Here is a 19,739-nt window from a genome sequence, read left to right on the forward strand (position 1 = left end):
GTTTCGCATTGAAAATAATTACGAGGGGCGTAAAGAAGTGCGAATTCTGGTGAAGTTCTGGTGGGTAAACGTATTATTTTTGCGCCCATCCCTGACAAACCAGGAATAGTCCCAAGAGCGAATTGATGCAATATTAATCAGATTCAGTACGTTCTGATACACGAATTGAGTTGCGCCGCACGCCGCTTTCTGCGGAAATAATCACTGAAGACTGTTGGCATTAACTGTTTGAAATCAGACGGTTTAGCCGGCAGTCTTTCCAGCCGCGCTTCGGTAAAGATTGCCGTTTGGGCTGACTGGAATTAGTGTTTACTTTCAAAAACTTAAATCTCCTGCTACTGTCAATAGACATCATAGCCTCCCCAGAGAGTGATATGCGTAGAGACGTTCTGTTATTACTGTGTTCATTTTATCTGTTGCCTCTGGGCGCCCATGCCGATGAGAGCGGTCTGAGCGCCAAAGACATTAAAACGCTCTTTTTCGGCCACGATGATCGTAAAGCCGTCAGCCACCCTGAAGAGAGCCCGTGGGATGCGATTGGCCAGCTGGAAACCGCCAGCGGCAATTTGTGTACGGCCACGCTCATCTCTCCGAATCTGGCGCTAACCGCGGGACACTGTCTGTTAACCCCCCCGCGCGGCAAGCCGGACAAAGCGGTCGCCCTGCGCTTTATTTCCCGCAACGGCAACTGGGTGTATGAGATTCACGGTATTGATGGGCGGGTGGAGCCAGGTTTAGGTAAGCGCCTGAAGGCTGATGGCGATGGCTGGATCGTCCCCTCCGCCGCTGCGCCGTCAGATTTTGGCTTGATCGTCCTGCGTTACGCCCCGTCGGGCATCACGCCGATCCCGCTTTTCCCCGGCAGTAAGGCCGATTTAACCGCCGCGCTGAAGGCAGCGGACCGGAAAGTGACCCAGTCAGGTTATCCTGAAGATCATCTGGATAATCTGTACAGTCACCAGGATTGCATTGTGACCGGCTGGGCGCAAAGCAGCGTGCTGTCGCACCAGTGCGACACCCTGCCAGGGGACAGCGGCTCGCCGCTGCTGCTGAAGACCGAGGATGGCTGGCAGGTGATCGCCGTGCAAAGCTCCGCTCCTGGTCCGCAGGATCGCTGGCGGGCCGACAACCGCGCCATTTCCGTCACCGGCTTTCGTGATAAGCTCGAAACGCTGGCCGGAGAGTAATAGACCGTGATCGGCGAGAGAATGTATTTTTGCCCCCTCGTGGCGGAAGAAATTTTTCGCCAGCCGAAAGCCGTGAACCTGCGCAGTCCTCATCATCACCGGGCATAATTACAAGCTGGCCATCACCACAGTGGGCCTGTTTGCCGCCTGCCTTCGCAGGCGGCAAGACGTCAGGCGAGCTTAATGAGCACCATGCCGGCCACCAGCAGGATGAGCCCCGCCCAGCCTTTGTTATTCAGGCGCTGACCAAACAGCACCCAACCGGCGGCAATGGTCGCCGCGATACCGAAGCCGCCCCACAGCGCATAGGCGACTGAGAGATCGATCCCTTTGACCGCCTGTGACAGGGCGCTGAATGCCCCCAACACCGCCGCCAGGGACAGGATACCGTAGATTTTGCGGCGGAAGCCGTCGGAAAACTTCAAAAAGACGTTGGCGATGATTTCAAGCACGATGGCGATAGCCAGCCAGGCGGCGTGTACCCACTCAAACTGCTGCATGGCTCACCTCCTGCGGCTTCGACGTTTTTTTCTGAGTCCCGGACTTAATTAAGACAATCCCCGCCACCAGGGTCGTCAGGCCGGCTATCTTCAACAGCGACAGGCTTTCATCAAACAACAGAACGCTAAACAGAGTAATCAGCAAAATGCCAATTCCTTCCCACAATGCATAAGCCACGCCGAGGGCTATTTTTTTAACTGCAAAGGCGAGAAAAATATATGAGAGGGCAATCATGGCCAGCATTAAAATAAAGCCGGTGTGCCCACCACTCACGCTTGCCCATTTCATAGACAAGGTGCCGGTAATTTCAGCGACAATCGCTAAAGCCAATAAAATCCAATAAAACATGATCCTTTCTCCTGCTTGAGAATATAATCCATTACCGTTTACGCGAAACGTAAACCGGAAAATTTCTGACGTAGATTTCGCTGTGCGCTTGGCGCCAGCTCAGGCAGTAAGAAAGGTGACTATAGCGCCGAATGCCAGTGCTGTTCGCCGGCAAAACGGGAAAAAGAAAGGGATACTGCGGGGTGATTTAAAATATACATCCTGAACTGATTGTCCATAAAATTACAATTATCCGCGGTGTTGCTTCTCGTCCGGTGCGGATGAAAATTATCCTCAGTAGTTATACACAGCTAAATTTGTAGCATAGTGCTACATTTAATTCAAAGACTTTGCAATTCTTTACGCCGCTGTTTTGCTTCAATGCGTTTTTTCTGCAAAAAAACGTCATTATGCTAATGTAACGCAACCTGTTAATAGGCAAGGAAGATCGAGGTCGGGACCCTATGGCTAAACCCATTATTACACTTAACGGATTAAAGATGGTCATCATGCTGGGCATGCTGGTGATCATCCTTACCGGCATTCGCTTTGCGGCGGACATTATTGTCCCTTTTATTCTCGCCCTCTTTCTGGCGGTCATCATCAATCCGCTGGTACAACTGCTGGTCCGCTGCCGGGTACCGCGCGTACTGGCGATTTCGCTGCTGATTGGCCTCATTGTCATGCTGGCCGTGGTGCTGCTGGCTTCGCTGGGGACCTCGCTGAACGAGCTGGCGCGTACCCTGCCGCAGTATCGCAACTATCTGTATGAGCCGATGCAGACCATCGCCCCCTGGCTGCAGCGCATGGGGTTCACCGTCTCGGTGGTGGAGTTGAATAAATACATCGACCCTAACGCCGTGATGACGCTGGTGACCAGCCTGCTCACGCAGCTGTCGAACGCCATGTCTTCAATTTTTCTGTTGCTCCTGACGGTGGTGTTTATGCTGCTGGAAGTTCCGCAGCTTCCCGCCAAGCTGCAGCAGCTGATGTCCCGCCCGGTAGAAGGCATGGGCGCCATCCAGCGGGCCATTGACAGCGTGTCGCATTATCTGGTGCTGAAAACCGCGATTAGCCTGGTCACCGGCCTGGTGGTCTGGGGCATGCTGGTGCTGCTGGATGTACGCTTCGCCTTTATGTGGGGGCTGCTGGCCTTCGCGCTAAACTATATTCCCAATATCGGTTCCGTGCTGGCGGCTATCCCGCCGATTCTGCAGGTTCTGGTATTCGGCGGCCTGTACGAGGCGCTGGTGGTGCTGGCCGGCTATCTTATCGTTAATCTGGTGTTCGGTAATATTCTGGAGCCGCGGATTATGGGACGCGGCCTGGGACTCTCCACGCTGGTGGTGTTCCTGTCCTTGATCTTCTGGGGCTGGTTGCTGGGTCCGGTCGGCATGTTGCTGTCGGTGCCGTTGACGATCATCGTCAAAATTGCCCTGGAGCAGACCAGCGGCGGGCAGAGTATTGCCTTCTTACTCAGTGATGTGAGTAAAGAGTAACCTTTCCCCGGGCCGGCATCAGACCGGCCCATTTCCACACCTTTGCGCCCGCGGTAGACCCCTACGCCTTTTGTATTAGTGATCCTCATCACAAAGGGCGACTCGAAATTATTACTCTCAAGCTAACGATCTCCCACTACGCTTAATTGATGCCCAGCGCCACGCGACGCACACTAACTACCACCAGGACAAACAAACGATTTGTCGAATCAGGAGGTTAATAATGAATGCCGAACAAACGACGGGGCGGGTCTGGAACCGTCGCCGGACGGAAAAACAGCGGCGACTGGCCGAAGCGAAGATCGCCGGCAAGGTCATCCCCACTGACCAACTGGTCAGCGTACTGGAAAATCTGATCGCTCCCGGCGACCGGGTAGTACTGGAAGGTAACAACCAGAAACAGGCTGATTTCCTCTCCCGCATGCTGGCGGAAGTCAATCCGCAAAAAATCCACGACCTGCATATGATTATGCCCAGCGTCGGGCGCAGCGAGCACCTGGACCTGTTTGAAAAGGGCATTGCCCGTAAGCTGGACTTCTCCTTCTCCGGCACGCAGAGCCTGCGCATTTCGCAGCTGCTGGAAGATGGCCTGCTCGAAATCGGCGCCATTCACACTTATATCGAACTCTATTCCCGCCTGTACGTTGACCTGTCGCCGAATGTGGCGCTGATCGCCGGCTATAAAGCCGACCGTAAAGGTAATCTGTATACCGGGCCAAGTACCGAAGATACCCCGGCGCTGGTGGAAGCCGCCGCGTTCCATGACGGGATTGTTATCGCGCAGGTTAACGAACTGGTGGACGACGAATGCGATCTGCCGCGCGTCGATATTCCCGGCTCGTGGATCGATTACGTGGTGGTCGCCGACAAACCGTTCTTTATTGAGCCGCTGTTCACTCGCGACCCACGTCTGATTAAGCAAGAACACATTCTGATGGCGATGATGGCGATCAAAGGCATCTACGCGGAACATCAGGTGCAGTCGCTCAACCACGGGATCGGCTTCAACACCGCCGCCATCGAACTGCTGCTGCCCACCTACGGCGAACAGCTCGGCCTGAAAGGCAAAATCTGTAAACACTGGACGCTGAACCCGCATCCGACCTTAATCCCGGCGATTGAGAGCGGCTGGGTGGAGAGCGTGCACTGCTTCGGCGGCGAACTGGGGATGGAAGAGTACATCCGCGCCCGTCCGGACATTTTCTTTACCGGCCCGGACGGTTCGATGCGCTCCAACCGCGCCTTCTGCCAGCTGGCGGGTCAGTATGCGGTAGATATGTTTATCGGTTCGACCCTGCAGGTTGATGGTCTGGCCAACTCCTCCACCGTCACCCGCGGCCGGCTTTCCGGCTTCGGCGGCGCGCCGAACATGGGCCACGACCCGCACGGTCGTCGCCACGCCACCCCGGCCTGGCTCAATATGATCACCGAGCCAGACCCGATGCAGCGCGGGAAAAAACTGGTGGTGCAGATGGTGGAAACCTTCCAGGCCGGGGTGAAACCGACCTTCGTTGAAACGCTCGACGCCGTCGACGTCGCCAAAACTTCCGGCATGCCGCTGGCGCCGGTGATGATTTACGGCGACGACGTGACCCATGTGCTGACCGAAGAAGGTATCGCCTACCTGTACCGCGCGGAAAGCCTTGAAGAGCGCCGGGCAATGGTCGCCGCGGTGGCCGGGATCACTGATATCGGTCTTGGGGTGGACGCCAAACGCGTCGCCGCGCTGCGCCAGAGTGGCAAAGTGGTGTACCCGGAAGATATCGGCATTCGCCGTAGCGATGCCACCCGCTCGCTACTGGCGGCCGGCAGCGTCGCCGACCTGGTGGAGTGGTCCGACGGACTGTACAACCCACCGGCAAAATTCCGGAGCTGGTAATGAAAAATCTCTCCCCCCTGCACGCAGAAAGCCGCGTCAGCTGGCTGGCGCATACCGCCAGCGCGTGTCTGATTGACGAAGCCCGTCTGAGTCCGAAACCGGGCCTGGTCGATAGTCGCGGCAACGGCGCGCATCAGGATCTCAATCTGGACCTGATGGAACGCTCCGCCCGCAGCCTGCAGCCGACCTTTCACGCGCTGGCGCAGCAAAGCTGGCAGCGTCCGGCGGATATCGCCCTGCGCGAAACCGTCGGCCGCCTCGGTCGCGAAGGTGAAGCGCAGATGATGATGGCGACAGGTGGAGTTAACACCCACCGCGGCGCCATTTGGGCGCTGGGCCTGCTGGTCAGCGCGGTGGCGATGTTGGGTGGAGAGGGTCAATCACAGGCGATCGCCGCCGCCGCAGCCGCCCTTGCCCGCCTGCCGGACGGTTTCGCGCCGAAAAGCTTTAGTAAGGGTCTGCGCGCCAGCCGCCGCTGGCAGGTGCCGGGCGCACGCGAGGAAGCGCAGCGCGGATTTCCGCATGTTACCACCCTGGCGCTGCCGCAACTGCAGCAAAGCCGGGCGCGAGGCGCCAGCGAGCCGCAGGCGCGCCTTGATGCGCTGATGGCCATCATGACCTCGCTGAGCGATACCTGCGTGCTGTCGCGCGCCGGCATGAATGGCCTGCACGCTATGCAGCAAGGCGCCCGCGAGGTTCTGGCGGCTGGCGGTTGCGCCAGCGTCGCCGGTCGCGCCGCGCTGGCGCGCCTTGATGCGCAGATGCTGGCGCACAACGCCTCGCCGGGTGGCGCGGCCGATCTCCTTGCCGCCACCCTGTTTCTCGACCGGGTTGCCGGCTAACGCATTCAGAGGATGTTATGGAACAGATTACATTGTCATTTCCTGCCAACCGCGCCCTCAGCGGCAAAGCATTGGCAGGGGTCGTAGGTTCAGGCGATATGGAAGTGCTTTATACCGCCGCACAGAGCGCCACGCTCAACGTACAGATCACCACCTCCGTGGATAACAGCCAGGCGCGCTGGCAGGCGCTGTTCGACAGGCTGAACCTGATCAACGGTCTGCCCGCCGGGCAGTTGATTATCCACGACTTCGGCGCCACGCCGGGCGTCGCCCGTATTCGTATTGAACAAGTCTTTGAGGAGGCCGCTCATGCGTAACGATCGCAGCTTTATCGAACTGCGCGCTCGCGAACGCGCCCACGCCCTGCTGGACGACGGCAGCTACCGCGAACTGCTGGATCCGTTTGAAGGCATTATGTCGCCGTGGCTCGGCGCGCAGGGCATCGTCCCACAGTCCGACGACGGTATGGTGGTCGCCAAAGGCACGATCAACGGCCAACCTGCGGTGGTGATTGCCATCGAAGGCACCTTCCAGGGCGGCAGTATGGGCGAAGTCTCCGGCGCCAAAATGGCCGCCGCGCTGGAGCTGGCGGCGGAAGATAACCGCAACGGTATCCCGACCCAGGCGGTGCTGTGCCTCGAAACCGGCGGCGTACGTCTGCAGGAGGCCAACCTTGGTCTGGCCGCCATCGCCGATATTCATGCCGCGATTGTCGACCTGCGCCGCTACACCCCGGTCGTCGGCATTATTACCGGTACCGTCGGCTGCTTCGGCGGCATGTCCATCGCCGCGGCGCTGTGCAGCTACCTTATCGTCACTCGTGAAGCCCGTCTTGGCCTCAACGGCCCGCAGGTTATCGAGCAGGAAGCCGGCATTGAAGAGTACGACTCCCGCAACCGGCCGTTTATCTGGAGCATGACCGGGGGTGAAATTCGCGCCGCCAGCGGCCTGATCGACGCGCTGGTTAACGATGGCGTTAACGCCGTTAAAACCGCAATGAACGAGGCGATCGCCAAAGGCGTACCGGTACAGCACCGTAGCGACAACTATGACGATTATCTGCGTCGCTTGAGCCAGTTCGATACCCGCCAGCAGGCGGATACCGCGCAGATTAAACAGCTTTTTGCCCGGGAGGATAAATAATGAGTCAGTTCCCAAACCGCGCCGCGCTGTGGCTGAATAAACTGGCGCCCGACGCGCCGCTGATGAGTGGTCTGTGCCCTTCGGTGCAGGTCGCAGATGGCCAGATTGATGGCGAAAGCGTCCGCTTTATCGCCGTGGTGCCAGACGCCAACAACCACTACCCGCGCGCCGCCGGCGGCGAAGTCGGCTTGCTGGAAGGCTGGACGCTGGCGAAAGTGGTCAATGAAACCATCGCCGCTGACGCTGACCAGCCTGTCAAACGGCCGATCGTCGCGGTAATTGATGTCCCAAGCCAGGCCTATGGCCGCCGCGAAGAAGCTTTCGGCATCCACCAGGCGCTAGCCGGGGCGGCAGGCGCCTACGCCAAAGCCCGTCTTGCCGGCCACCCGGTGATTGGCCTGATTGTCGGAAAAGCGATGTCCGGGGCGTTTCTGGCCCACGGCTATCAGGCCAACCGCCTGATCGCCTTTAACGATAGCGGTGTGCTGGTCCACGCGATGGGGAAAGAATCGGCAGCGCGCATTACGCTGCGTACCGTGGAGGCGCTGGAGAAACTGGCGGCGACAATCCCGCCGATGGCCTACGACGTCAGCAACTATGCGACGCTCGGCCTGCTCTCCGCCCTTCTGGATATTAATAATCCGGATGCGCCAGACGAAGGCGATCTGTCGCTGGTCAGCCGTACCCTGCGCGACGCCATCGCTGACGCGCGCAAAGATACCTCACTGAAGTGCCGCCTGGGCGCGGAAAACCGCCGCAGCTCACAACTGGTTCGCGATCGCATGCGCGCCAGCTGGTAAGACGTTCGTACGTAAGTAGTAGAAGAAAACCTGCCGGAAGCGGTCCCCCGGAGCGCGGAATACACGCTCCGGGAAGGGACGGCTTTTAGAAAAAATAACAATCGCGCCAGTACTCTATTTTATTTACAGGTGATTTATGACTTATGTGATTATTCATGCTCTTGCCCCGATTTTCGTCATTATGCTGCTGGGCTTCTGGGCCGGTAAGGCCGGGATGGTAGATAATAAAAATGTCTCCCTGCTCAATATCTTTGTAATGGATTTTGCCTTACCCGCCACGCTGTTCAGCGCCACGGTACAAACCCCATGGGCCGGTATTGTCGCCCAGTCGCCGCTGGTGCTGGTGCTGACCGGCGCGATGTGGATAACTTATGCCGCCATCTACTTCCTCGCCACCAGCGTGTTCAAACGCACCCCGCAGGATGCCGCGGTGCTGACCCTCACCGTCGCCCTGCCGAACTATGCCGCGCTGGGTCTGCCGATCCTCGGCAGCGTGCTGGGTGAAGGCGCGTCAACCTCGCTGTCGGTGGCGGTTTCTATCGCTTGCGGCTCGGTGCTGATGACCCCGTTCTGCCTGCTGATTCTGGAACGTGAAAAAGCCCGCGCCGCAGGTGAAAACACCGGTTCCACGCTGGCGATGCTGCCGGTGCTGATGTGGCGTTCGGTGAAAAAGCCGATCGTCTGGGGTCCGCTGCTCGGGGTGGTGCTTTCCGCTATCGGCATTAAAATGCCGGATCTGCTGCTGGCTTCCATCAAACCGCTGGGCCTGGCCGCCACCGCCGCCGCGCTGTTCCTCACCGGGGTGATCCTGTCGGCGCGTAAACTGCAGCTCAATGCGCTGATCGCCACTTCCACCATCGTCAAACTGCTGGTGCAGCCGTTTATTGCCTGGGGTCTGGTGATGCTGCTGGGTCTGCACGGCTCCATCGCCATTACCGCGATCCTGATGATTGCCCTGGCCGCCGGTTTCTTCGGCGTGGTCTTCGGCAACCGCTTTGGCGTACAGTCCCCGGATGCTGAAGCCGTGCTGCTGTTAAGCTCGGTTCTGTGTATCCTGTCGCTACCGCTGTTTATCTCTTTGACTTCAGGACTGTAAACCATGTCAGCAACGCCGCGTCCCCACGACTTAATCTGGTTAAACCACGCCAGCGCCCTGGAAGCTATTGCCGAGCCGTGGGTGGCTCAGCAGTGGCGAGCTGCGCTGCCGGTGGTGGTGAGGCGCGACGTTGACGACCAGGCCCGCATCCCGGTGGGGGTGCGGGGCATGAAGCGCGAGCAGCGTGCCGCCGGCTGGGTCCAGGCGCACAATATCGTGCGCTGCGTGACGCCGGAAATGCTGGTGGAGCGCGAGCGTCTGCTGGGCTCCCCTTTTGTTTCACAGCCGCCGGTTCAGGCGGCTATCGCCCTTACCTTACACCCCTGGCCCTGGCGCTGGGGCGTCACCGGCAGTACCGGCTACGCGCTGGCCACTGAGATCCCGGTACTCCATGCGGCAAGCGATCTGGATCTGCTGATCCGCGCGCCGCAGCCGCTGGATCGCGAGGCGCTGCGCGAGTGGCAGGCCCGTGTGGCCCAACTCCCGTGCCGCGCCGATACCCAGGTCGAAACGCCGTACGGCGCCTTTGCCCTTAATGAATGGCTGCGCGATGGCCGCGCGCTGTTGAAAACATCCCGCGGCGCGCGCTTAACCGCGACGCCGTGGCACAGGGAGGAATGATGAAGATTTTATTTACCTTTCCCGGCCAGGGCGGCCAGCATCCTGGCATGCTGGCGGCGATCCCCGATCGTGAGGCGATCCTCACCCAGGCGCGCAATGTGCTGGGGGAGGAAGTCGATACTCTCGATAGCGCCGATGCGCTACAACACACCCGTGCAGTCCAGCTTTGTCTGCTGATCGCCGGTGTCGCCTGGGCGCGAGAATTACAGCGCCAGGGCGTCAATCCGCAGATGGTCAGCGGCCTGTCGATCGGCGCGTTTCCCGCCGCAGTCATTGCCGGCGCGCTCGATTTCACCCGCGCGCTACGACTGGTGGCCCTGCGCGGCGACTTAATGGAGCAAGCCTATCCCGAGGGTTACGGTTTGACGGCGATCATGGGTCTGACCCGTTCTCGGGTGGAAGCCCTGATCCAGGGCCATGAGGTTTATCTCGCCAACCTGAACGCCGAAACGCAGTTCGTGATCGCCGGTCGTGATGAGGCCATGGCCGAGGTGGCGCAGCGGGCGCTGCAGGCGGGGGCCAGTAAGGCCCGGCGGCTGGCGGTGAGCGTTCCGTCGCACTGCGCGCTGCTGGATAAACCCGCCGCTGAACTGGCAAACGCCTTTGCCGGCATCACCTTAACGCGTCCGCAATGCGCTTATTTAAGCGGCTCAACCGCGCGCGTGCTGTGGGACCCGCAGCGGATCGCCGACGACCTGGCGATGAATATGGCGCGCCCGGTCCACTGGCAGGAAGCGATGATTGCCGCCGATGAGCGCGACGCGCGCCTGGCCATTGAGATGCCCCCCGGCGGCGTGCTCACCTGCCTGACCCGCCAGGCGGGCTGGCGCGGAGAAACGCTTTCGCTGGAACGCAGCGGTGTGGACATCGCCCGCCATCTGGCGCAGCGGCTTAGCGACTAAGGCTGCGGGCGTACATCCGCCCTTCCGCGGCCAGCGCCAGCAGATCGGCGTCGCGTTCACGGTGGTGCGAATAAACAATCGAGATCAGCTGGCGCATCTGGTAGGGCTCCGCCAGCTTCAACAGCTGGACATCCTTCTCATAGACTTTCTTCATCCGCCCCGGCAGTAGCGCAAAACCGACGCCCGCCTGCACCAGGCTGATCATCGAAAAAATATCATTTACCCGGGTGACAATTTCTGGCTCAAAACCGGCAATATGGAACGCTTCCCGAAACCCGGCATAGGTGGCAAACCCTTCCGCCAGCGAGACAAATTTCCGGTCGGCGAAATCGCGCAGGTCGGCGAGCTGAGTGGCATCCAGCCGCTCCGTCGCCGGCGCGGCGAGAAAGATATCATCTTCAAACAACGGCACCACGTCGAAAGCAGTCTGGCTGAACTCCCCTTCGTTGGTGGCGATTAAGATAGCGTCCAGCGCATCATCTTCCAGCATATCGAGCAGCATCTGGTTGGAACCCATGGTCAGATCCAGCTCCAGCTCCGGGCGGCGCAGCTTCATTCCCATGATAATGCGCGGGACGGTTTCCAGCGTCAGGGAGTAGAGCGTACCGATACGTAGTCTTCCCTGACCGACGCCAGCGACCTTGCGCGTCGCCTCAAGGCCGCGGCTCATCAGGCTCATCACATCCTGACAGTATTCCAGTAGCGTCCATGCCGCCTGCAGCGGCAGCAGATTGCGCCCTTTGTGGACGAACAGTGGGCAGCCGACGCCCTCTTCAAGCGTATGCAGCGCGCGGTGGACGCTGACGCTGCTGAGCTTCATCGCTTCGGCGGTTCTGGCGATATTGCCCTTCGCCATAAACATCATAAAGACCGACAGCTTGCGGAAGGTGATCTCCTGGTTAATATCGTCTTGCATGGCCCTTCCACACTCCTGGTTAGCGTTTTCTTATACAAATTCAGGCCAGTATAACAATAACCACTAAAACTGTGTTGATGGCGACCCCTATTGTCTGCCGCCGCTATGGCGATGAGTCCATGCCAGGAACAGGCTGGCGAGAGTAAATGCCGCCATAATCCATGCCATGGTCCAGGGTGTACCGTCGTGCAGCCATGCCAGCAGCAGCGAGGAGACAATACCGCTGCCGTACTGCAGCGAGCCAATTAGCGCCGAAGCAGAACCGGCATATTCCCCGGCCTCATCCAGTGCTGCGGCGGTGGAGGTGGCGGCAATCACCCCATTCATTGAGAAATAGAGGAAAATGCTCACCACGATCAGCGGCAGGCCGCCGACCTGTAAACGCACGCCGGTAGCCAGTACGCTAACGGCGATTGCCGATACCGCCAGCGCCGCTTTCAGCAAGGTGCCCAGCGCATGCCGCTGAACCAGCCGGCGGTTCGCCACGCTCATCAGCATGACGCCGACAATATTGACCGCAAACAGCCAGCCGTAATGCTGCGGGGCGACGCCAAAATAGCGAATATAGACATCCGGCGAACCGGTAATAAACGCGTAAGCGGCCACGTAAAAACAGGTCAGACTGAGGGTATAGCGCATGAACGTGCGGTTTCTCACCAGCGCGGCGTAGTTGCGAAAAGCGCCCAGCGGCGACCCTGGCTGCCGACGCGCCGGCGGCAGGGTTTCCGGTAGCCAGCACAGCGCAACCAGCATCAGCCCGCCAATCGCCACCAGCAACCAAAAAATGGCGTGCCAGCTGGTGAATTTAATCAGCTGCCCGCCAATGAGCGGACCGGCAATCGGCGCAATCGCCATCACGATAGTCAGCGTCGAAAGCATCTGCGCCGCGCGGGTACGGGCAAAGAGATCGCGGACCATCGCCCGCGCCAGCATCGGCCCGGTACAGGCGCCCAGGGCCTGAAATACGCGCCAGAAAACAATCTGATCGATAGTGGTCGATAGTGCACAGCCCGCGGAACCGATAATAAACAGCACCATGCCGATAAACAGCGGTATGCGACGCCCGAGTCGATCGCTTATCGGTCCCCATACCAGTTGCGCCAGCGCAAAGCCAATCAGAAAGCCAGTGATGGTCAGCTCCGCGTCGCCCTGCAACTGCGCGGCCATCACTGGCATGGCCGGCAGGTAAATGTCGGTGGAGAGTGAAGTGAAGGCCATCAGGCCGCTCAGAATCAAAATAAAAAGCGCCCCACTGGTGGCGCGCTGATGCGATGACGTCATTTAGGCTATCCGTTAAGGAGAGAAAGGCGGAAAAACGGCCCGCAATGGTAGCCGTTTCAGGGACACGGACAATCCCCGCCAGGCAAAACAAGGCTATGAATAAAATTCATAAATGGGTTCGATACATCGGAGACACAACATGCAAAATCATCAGGCTGTGAGGCCATCCATCAGGTCTGATAAGCGAAACGTCATCAGGCACTGTTTTTAATCATCAGGGGAAGACCGTAGTCTTCCCCTGATGTTCACCGCACGAATGTGGCGTTACAGCGCCATATCGTGCTGCGGCGAGGCCTCGCGCTGCGGCTCAGCCGGTTTGGCGGTCGCGGTGGGCGCCGCCGCTGGCATCTGGATCACCGGCGGCTTCGTCAGCTGCAGCGCCGCGGCGGTGTCATCCCATACCTGCTGGGTCAGCGCCACGTTGCCGTTCAGCTTCTGGCCGTAGCTCGGCACGATCTCATGGATGCGGCTCTGCCATTCCGGCGAGTTAAACTGCGTCGGGAACATCTGTTTGAGCACGTTCAGGGTGATCGGCGCGGCAGTGGAAGCCCCCGGCGATGCGCCGAGCAGCGCGGAAATGGTTTTCTGCTGATCGACCACCACTTCGGTACCGAGCTTCAGTACACCGCCCTTCTCCGCGTCTTTCTTGATGATCTGTACGCGCTGGCCGGCCTGGATCAGTTTCCAGTCTTCTTTACGCGCGTCCGGGTAGTACTCTTTCAGCGCCGCAAAGCGGTCGTCATCGCTGAGCATCACCTGGCTGACGAGATATTTCACCAGATCGAAATTGTCGAGACCGACGTGGGTCATCGGCAGCACGTTATCGGTGGTGGTGGTGCTCAACATATCAAAGAACGAGCCATTTTTCAGGAACTTGGTCGAGAAAGTGGCGAATGGCCCGAACAGCACCACGCGCTTACCGTCGAGATAACGGGCGTCAAGGTGCGGCACCGACATCGGCGGTGCGCCGACCGAAGCCTGGCCATATACCTTCTCGAGATGTTGCGCGGTGACCGCCGGGTTCTCGGTCATCAGGAACGAGCCGCCCACCGGGAAGCCGGCATAGTTATCCGCTTCCGGAATACCGGTTTTTTGCAGCAGCTTCAGTGCGCCGCCGCCGGCGCCGATAAAGACGTATTTGGCGTCAATAGTCTGCGCTTCCCCGCTCTGCACGTTCTTAATCGTCACGTGCCAGGAGTTATCGGCATTGCGTTTGAAATCCGTTACCTCAGAGGAGGTTTGCAGGCTGAAATGGCTGTTTTTCTTCAGGCTGCCGATCAGCTGGCGGGTGATTTCGCCGTAGTTAACATCGGTGCCCACCGGCGTCCAGGTAGCGGCCACTTTCTGCTGCGGATCGCGCCCTTCCATCACCAGCGGCGCCCACTGTTTAATTTGCGCATGATCGGTGGAGAATTTCATTCCCTGGAATAAGGTGGTCTGCTGCAGCGCGTTATAACGTTTCTGCAGATAGTCGACATTATCACCCCACACAAAACTCATATGCGGCGTGGAATTAATAAAGGAGTGCGGATCGTGCAAAATACCGCGCTTCACCTGGGCCGACCAGAACTGACGGGAAATCATAAACTGTTCGTTAATATCCAGCGCTTTGCTGACGTCAATCGAACCATCGGCCCGCTGCGGCGTATAGTTCAGCTCCATATTAGCCGAATGACCGGTACCGGCGTTATTCCAGCCATTGGAAGATTCCAGGGCTACGCCGTCCAGTTTCTCCACCATGGTCAGGTCCCAGTCCGGCTGCAGCGCCTGCAGCCAGGTGCCGAGCGAGGCGCTCATGATCCCGCCGCCAATCAGCAGGAAGTCAGTTTTTTTAGAGGTATCCGCTTCAGCATGCGTCGCCGCGCTGACGAACATGGCTAAGGCGGTAAAGGAAATCATCGTTTTTTTCATTGCAGGCATAATAGAATTATCACGTAGCACACGGTAATAAGAGGCAGCATATTAACGCACTTTTACTTTATTTTAAAATATCATTTACACTCTCGCATTTTTAATCAAACAATTATTTAACTTAAAAAAGTGAATTTTAAAATAAAACCACGCCACAAAAAAAATAGCGCTGAAAATTCAGCGCTATTGCTGGATAAAATAAAAGATAAGCATTTCTTTAATTACTAAAGTCCAGGCGCATGCTCATCGCGCGCGCCTGGCAGAGGAGGGATTACTGGGCGGGAGTGACAGCGCTGCGCTGGGCTTCGCGCAGAGCGAGACGCAGATGATCGTGGTGTTTCGTCAGCAATTCACGCGCGTGCCAGGCATCCAGCCCGCTGAGCAGCATCAGGATCGCGGTGCGGCAGTGGTGATGGCAACTGGCCAGCGCCGCTTTGGCTTCACTGCGGGTGCAGTCGGTGGCGGCCATCACAATCGCTATCTGCCGCTCTGCCCAGTGCGGACCGTCAGCCTGCAGATCCACCCGCAGGTTGCTGAACACCCGACCATCACGGATAGCAAGACCGGTCGACACCATGTTGATAATCTGCCGCTGGGCCTGCTGGGCCTTCGGATTGGTTAAGCCCGCCACCGCTTCGGGTCCGGTTTGCGGAGCAATGATGATATCCGCCAGTTGCGCCGCCTCGCTGGCCGCCTGCTGCGTGATGACCGCAATGGGCGCCCCCAAAGACCAGGCGTGGCGCATCGCCCCCCACACCCACGGCGTTTTGCCGCTAACAGTGAGCGCCAGCAGCATGTCGTTGCTGGTAAAGTCCAGCGACTGCAGCTCAAAAGCGCCAAGGTCGTAATTATTCGCCGCGTTTTCCATCTCAGCCATCGCCGCTGTCGGGCCACCGGCAATAAGCCCTACCAGCGCGTGTTTGCCTTCCGGCGAATAGTCGCTGACCGCCTGGACGGCGGTACGGCCCGAGGCGCCCGCGCCGATAACGATCAGACGCCCTCCCCGGCTCATCGTTGCGGTGGCGATATCAATTAACCGGGCAATATCCGGCAGGCAGGCGCCGACCGCCTCCGATATCTGCTTATCATCCTGGTGCAGTATCGCCAGCATGTCGGCCGTGGCGAGACGATCAATGTGGGTGGTATCGGGGTGACGGCGTGCCTGCATTGAAGCGGTTAGCGAACTGCTCATAAAAACCTCCATTTACAACAGAAAAAGCGCATCGCGGCGGGATCAGCGGCCTGATGTATGTCCTTATATTCATCAGGCCTATTTAACCTTTGTCGCCACTATAAGGTGAATCTTCTGCGCTTTACCGCCGCCGGGGTCACAGTTTATCGTCCCGAGCACCCGTTCGCGGGCGATTGCCGGTTATCTGAACAATAGTGTCTTAGACCTCATCTTCCCCGCCCGCCGACATGGTCAGCCAGAAGGATCGCTGGCAGAGGTTATAAAACGGTTTACGCATTGGCTGAACCGCCTCGATCGACTTTGCTTTCACGGCTTTATGAAAACCGCCCTATCAGCGATAATATGCCTTCACTGAATCTATCCGGGATCGTCATGAAGGCATCTGCTCACCAGCCACCCGTTCGTCAACGCGCCTTATCCTTAAAACTGAGCACGGCCGTCTCGTTGATGATCGGCAGCGTTATCGGCGCCGTACTGCTGCTGGTGTATGCCCTGTGGTATATGCAAATCAGCAATGCCACGCGCGATGGCCTGAAAGAGACCGCGCTGGCGGTGGCGCGCACCATGGCCGATATGCCGCAGGTGAAGCGCGGGCTGGAGGCGCCCCCGCAGCAGCAGATCATCCAGCCGCTGGCCCAGACCATTACCCGGCGCAACGACCTGCTGTATGCGATCGTCACCGATATGCAAGGCATTCGCTATTCGCATCCGGATAGCTCGATCATCGGGAAGCCGTTCATCGGCCAGGATATTCTGCCGACGCTGCAGGGCAAAGAGAACGTTGCTATCAACCACGGCGTGCTGGCCCTGGCGCTGCGGGTGTTTACCCCGGTGTTCAACGACCAGCATCGGCAGATTGGCGTGGTGGTGGTCGGCATTTCGCTGAGTAAGGTGGATCAACAGATCGCCAACAGCCGCTGGGATGTCCTGCTGACCATCCTGTTCAGCGCCCTGGTCTGCGCGCTGGGCACCTGGAGCCTCGTGCGCGGCCTCAAGCGCGTCCTGCTGGGGCTGGAGCCGCACGAAATCTCCACCCAGTTTCAGCAGCGTCAGGCCATGCTTCACGCCCTGAAGGAGGGGGTGGTGGCCGTCGATGCCCATGGCGAGGTAAATCTCATCAATCCCGCGGCGCAGGAGATCCTTTTTTCCGGCCCGGATAAGACCCTCGCCTCAAGCCCCCTGCTCGCCGACCTGCAAACTGTCTTGCAGAGTGGCGAGCCAATGTATGACCGCGAGCTGGGATGCAATGGCCTGCTGCTGATTAGCAATACAGTGCCCATCCGCAGCCAGGAGGCGGTGGTCGGCGCCATTTGTACCTTCCGCGACAAGACCGAGGTCAGCCAGTTACTGCAACGGCTGGACGGCATGATGAGCTATGTGGATGCCCTGCGCACCACCTCCCATGAATTTATGAATAAACTGCACGTGATCCTCGGCCTGCTGAATATGAAAAGCTATGGCAAACTCGAGGAGTATGTGCTGCAGACCGCCCACCGCTACCAGGCGGATATCGGTGATATTCAGCACCGCATTAAATCCCCGGTGGTGGCCGGCTTTCTGATCGGTAAAATTCAGCGCGCCACCGAGTGCGGCTTTACTCTGACGCTGGCGGAAGAGAGCCTGGTACCGGATTGCCCGAATGAGAAGCAGGTCACCGTGCTGGTGACGGTGCTGGGTAACCTTATCGAGAACGCGCTGGATGCCATGAGCGGCCAGGCGGAGGGTGAGATCGGCCTGCTGTTGCACTATCAGGACGGCTGGCTAAGCGGTGAAGTGAGCGACGACGGGCCGGGGATCCCGGAGAATAACATCGACGCTATCTTTACCAAAGGCTTCTCCACCAAAGGCGAGAATCGCGGCGTCGGGCTGTTTCTCGCCAACCAGCAGCTGCGCGAGCTGGGCGGCACCCTCGCCGTCGAATCGGAACCCGGCGTATTTACCCAATTTTTTGTTCATCTCCCCTGGGATAGTAAAAGGAAACGTGCGTGATAAATGTGTTGATTGTTGACGATGATGCGATGGTGGCCGAACTCAATCGCCTGTATGTGGCAAGGGTTCCCGGCTTTCGTTGCAGCGGGAGCGCTTCGACGCTCAGTCAGGCCCAGGAGATGATTAACGATCCGCAGCAGGAGATCGATCTGGTGCTGCTGGATGTCTACATGCAGCAGGACAGCGGGCTCGATCTGCTGCCGACCATCCGCGAGTCGGGGCGCGCTATCGATGTCATCATGATCACCTCAGCGGCGGATGCCGCCACGGTGCAGACCGCCATGCATTACGGGGTGGTCGATTACCTGATCAAACCCTTCCAGTTTCCGCGTTTTGAAGAGGCGCTCACCACCTGGCGGGAGAAGCGCAAGCTGATAACCGGCCAGCCCTATTACGAACAGGCCGACGTTGACCGCCTGCTGCACGGCGGCGCGCCGGAGGCCAGCGACGCACGCAAACTGCCCAAGGGATTAACCGCGCAAACGCTGCGCACGCTCTGCCAGTGGATTGACGCCCATCCGGACGTCGAATTCTCTACCGATGAGCTGGCGGCGGCGGTCAATATCTCCCGCGTCTCGTGCCGCAAATATCTGATTTGGCTGGCGCAGATCAATATTCTCTACACCACTATCCACTACGGCGCTACCGGGCGGCCGGTCTATCGCTACCGCCTGGTGGCCGAACAGTACAGTTTGCTTAAGCAGTACAGTCAGTAATGCGGTAGCCGCTGTCCAGCGGCGCAAAACGCAGCCGCTGCGGCGATGAGAGAATAATGTCGCGATTTTTGGTGACGAAAATCGCGTCGATATCCTGCCGCTGACGCAGCGCTGCGCAGCCCTTCTCCACGCCGAGGCCGAACAGCAGCGTGGTCCAGATATCGCCGTCTAAGGAATCCGCGGAAATCACCGTCACGCTGTCGAGCTCGTTATCCAGCGGATAACCGCTGCGCGGGTCGAGAATATGGTGCCAGCGTTTACCGTCCTGCTCGAAATAGCGTTCGTAGGTTCCCGAGGTGACCACCGATTGCCCGTTGACCGTCAGGGAACCGATCAGCGCCTGCGCATCGGCAAACGGTTTTTTCAGGCCGATAGTCCATTCTCCGAGGGTATGCACATTGCCGCCGAGGTTGATCAGCGCCTTCTCGACCTGCTGCTGACGCAGATCGTCACGCACCCGGTCAGCGATATAGCCTTTGGCGATCGCCCCCAGATCCAGCTCCATCCCCGGCTGCTGGAGAAACACGCTGCAGGTTGCCTCATCGAGGATCACCTCCTGCGGGCGGGTCAGTGTCAGTCGGGCTCGGATATCAGCCGCGTCAGGCACGCTGTGCCCCTGAAAGCCAATTCGCCACAGCTTCACCAGCGGGCCGATAGCGAGGTTAAAGGCGCTGTCGCGCACCATACTGGCGGCTTTCGCGCACTGGATCAGCTGAAACACCGGCCGGCTGACGGTGACCGGATGGCGCCCGGCGGCGTGGTTAATATCCATCACCTGCGACTCGGCGCGGTTAACGGTTAGCAGGTCTTCGTAGCGTTTGATGAGCTGAAAAACACGGGAGGCCAGCGCCTCATCGTGGGAACAGAGTTTGAGCAGGATGGGGGATCCCATCAGGACAGCGGAGTAGCTATAGACGCGGTTATCGGACATCGGGCT

At 58.9% G+C, this 19,739-nt stretch carries 20 protein-coding genes; 13 read left to right on the plus strand and 7 right to left on the minus strand.

The genetic code is table 11. The annotated features are described in order from the left end of the window. Positions 1–374 precede the first annotated feature (374 nt). Together B8P98_RS14660 and B8P98_RS32030 are read left to right on the plus strand one after the other, a co-directional pair. On the plus strand, positions 375–1,187 hold the full coding sequence (locus B8P98_RS14660) for a trypsin-like serine peptidase (protein ID WP_025712277.1): 813 nt from the start codon (positions 375–377) through the stop codon (positions 1,185–1,187). A 21-nt stretch (positions 1,188–1,208) separates the two neighbouring features. Beyond that, the gene (locus B8P98_RS32030) at positions 1,209–1,295 is read left to right on the plus strand and encodes a hypothetical protein (protein WP_370511765.1); all 87 of its coding nucleotides are present in this window, start codon (positions 1,209–1,211) and stop codon (positions 1,293–1,295) included. 62 nt (positions 1,296–1,357) lie between these two features. On the opposite strand, the gene kpnF is transcribed toward B8P98_RS32030, so the two are convergent. Together kpnF and kpnE are read right to left on the minus strand one after the other, a co-directional pair. Beyond that, positions 1,358–1,687 carry a multidrug efflux SMR transporter subunit KpnF gene (kpnF, locus tag B8P98_RS14665; protein WP_025712278.1) on the minus strand — a complete coding sequence of 110 codons (330 nt, stop codon included), beginning with the start codon at positions 1,685–1,687 and terminating at the stop codon, positions 1,358–1,360. Continuing rightward, positions 1,674–2,036, minus strand: a complete 363-nt coding sequence (gene kpnE / locus B8P98_RS14670; protein WP_080897410.1) for a multidrug efflux SMR transporter subunit KpnE — start codon at positions 2,034–2,036, stop codon at positions 1,674–1,676. The genes kpnF and kpnE overlap by 14 nt, the downstream gene beginning before the upstream one ends. A gap of 443 nt (positions 2,037–2,479) precedes the next feature. Between kpnE and B8P98_RS14680 the strand changes: the two genes are divergently transcribed. The 9 genes from B8P98_RS14680 to mdcH all read left to right on the plus strand — a co-directional run bounded on the left by B8P98_RS14680 (position 2,480) and on the right by mdcH (position 10,797). Next, positions 2,480–3,514, plus strand: coding sequence for an AI-2E family transporter (locus tag B8P98_RS14680; RefSeq protein WP_025712280.1), 1,035 nt, complete (start codon positions 2,480–2,482; stop codon positions 3,512–3,514). Between the two features lie 223 nt (positions 3,515–3,737). Continuing rightward, a complete protein-coding gene (gene mdcA, locus B8P98_RS14685) occupies positions 3,738–5,393 on the plus strand; it encodes a malonate decarboxylase subunit alpha (RefSeq protein ID WP_025712281.1) in 1,656 nt (551 codons plus the stop codon). Then, positions 5,393–6,235: a triphosphoribosyl-dephospho-CoA synthase gene (locus tag B8P98_RS14690; protein ID WP_025712282.1), complete on the plus strand. Its 843-nt coding sequence runs from the start codon at positions 5,393–5,395 to the stop codon at positions 6,233–6,235. Before mdcA ends, B8P98_RS14690 begins: the two co-directional genes overlap by 1 nt. Before the next feature lie 17 nt (positions 6,236–6,252). Beyond that, the gene (gene mdcC / locus B8P98_RS14695) at positions 6,253–6,552 is read left to right on the plus strand and encodes a malonate decarboxylase acyl carrier protein (RefSeq protein ID WP_012541865.1); all 300 of its coding nucleotides are present in this window, start codon (positions 6,253–6,255) and stop codon (positions 6,550–6,552) included. After that, a complete protein-coding gene (locus B8P98_RS14700; RefSeq protein WP_025712283.1) occupies positions 6,545–7,378 on the plus strand; it encodes a biotin-independent malonate decarboxylase subunit beta in 834 nt (277 codons plus the stop codon). The genes mdcC and B8P98_RS14700 overlap by 8 nt, the downstream gene beginning before the upstream one ends. After that, the gene (gene mdcE, locus B8P98_RS14705; protein WP_012968318.1) at positions 7,378–8,178 is read left to right on the plus strand and encodes a biotin-independent malonate decarboxylase subunit gamma; all 801 of its coding nucleotides are present in this window, start codon (positions 7,378–7,380) and stop codon (positions 8,176–8,178) included. Before B8P98_RS14700 ends, mdcE begins: the two co-directional genes overlap by 1 nt. Positions 8,179–8,314: 136 nt before the next feature. Continuing rightward, complete coding sequence (locus B8P98_RS14710) at positions 8,315–9,274, plus strand: AEC family transporter (protein ID WP_095033160.1); 960 nt, start codon at positions 8,315–8,317, stop codon at positions 9,272–9,274. 3 nt (positions 9,275–9,277) lie between these two features. Continuing rightward, entirely contained in the window at positions 9,278–9,895 is a 618-nt protein-coding gene (locus B8P98_RS14715; protein WP_080897415.1) for a malonate decarboxylase holo-ACP synthase, read from the plus strand. Beyond that, positions 9,895–10,797, plus strand: coding sequence for a malonate decarboxylase subunit epsilon (mdcH, locus tag B8P98_RS14720; protein ID WP_025712893.1), 903 nt, complete (start codon positions 9,895–9,897; stop codon positions 10,795–10,797). Before B8P98_RS14715 ends, mdcH begins: the two co-directional genes overlap by 1 nt. Here the strand turns inward: mdcH and B8P98_RS14725 are convergent. The 4 genes from B8P98_RS14725 to B8P98_RS14740 form a co-directional block, all read right to left on the minus strand. After that, the gene (locus B8P98_RS14725) at positions 10,787–11,713 is read right to left on the minus strand and encodes a LysR family transcriptional regulator (protein ID WP_025712894.1); all 927 of its coding nucleotides are present in this window, start codon (positions 11,711–11,713) and stop codon (positions 10,787–10,789) included. The genes mdcH and B8P98_RS14725 overlap by 11 nt on opposite strands. 87 nt (positions 11,714–11,800) lie before the next feature. Continuing rightward, positions 11,801–12,994, minus strand: coding sequence for a multidrug effflux MFS transporter (locus B8P98_RS14730; protein WP_025712895.1), 1,194 nt, complete (start codon positions 12,992–12,994; stop codon positions 11,801–11,803). A gap of 264 nt (positions 12,995–13,258) precedes the next feature. After that, positions 13,259–14,869 (minus strand): malate dehydrogenase (quinone), encoded by a 1,611-nt coding sequence (gene mqo, locus B8P98_RS14735; protein ID WP_243812716.1) that lies wholly within the window; start codon positions 14,867–14,869, stop codon positions 13,259–13,261. Between the two features lie 307 nt (positions 14,870–15,176). Further along, on the minus strand, positions 15,177–16,097 hold the full coding sequence (locus B8P98_RS14740) for an N-acetylmuramic acid 6-phosphate etherase (RefSeq protein WP_095033161.1): 921 nt from the start codon (positions 16,095–16,097) through the stop codon (positions 15,177–15,179). A gap of 372 nt (positions 16,098–16,469) precedes the next feature. Between B8P98_RS14740 and B8P98_RS14745 the strand changes: the two genes are divergently transcribed. Then, a complete protein-coding gene (locus B8P98_RS14745; protein WP_080924571.1) occupies positions 16,470–18,086 on the plus strand; it encodes a sensor histidine kinase in 1,617 nt (538 codons plus the stop codon). Beyond that, complete coding sequence (dcuR, locus tag B8P98_RS14750; protein ID WP_004176303.1) at positions 18,083–18,802, plus strand: two-component system response regulator DcuR; 720 nt, start codon at positions 18,083–18,085, stop codon at positions 18,800–18,802. Before B8P98_RS14745 ends, dcuR begins: the two co-directional genes overlap by 4 nt. Here dcuR and B8P98_RS14755 read toward each other — a convergent pair. Then, positions 18,783–19,733 carry an FAD:protein FMN transferase gene (locus B8P98_RS14755; protein ID WP_080897420.1) on the minus strand — a complete coding sequence of 317 codons (951 nt, stop codon included), beginning with the start codon at positions 19,731–19,733 and terminating at the stop codon, positions 18,783–18,785. The genes dcuR and B8P98_RS14755 overlap by 20 nt on opposite strands. Positions 19,734–19,739 lie beyond the last annotated feature (6 nt).

The organism is Klebsiella quasivariicola, from assembly GCF_002269255.1.
GTDB lineage: Bacteria > Pseudomonadota > Gammaproteobacteria > Enterobacterales > Enterobacteriaceae > Klebsiella > Klebsiella quasivariicola.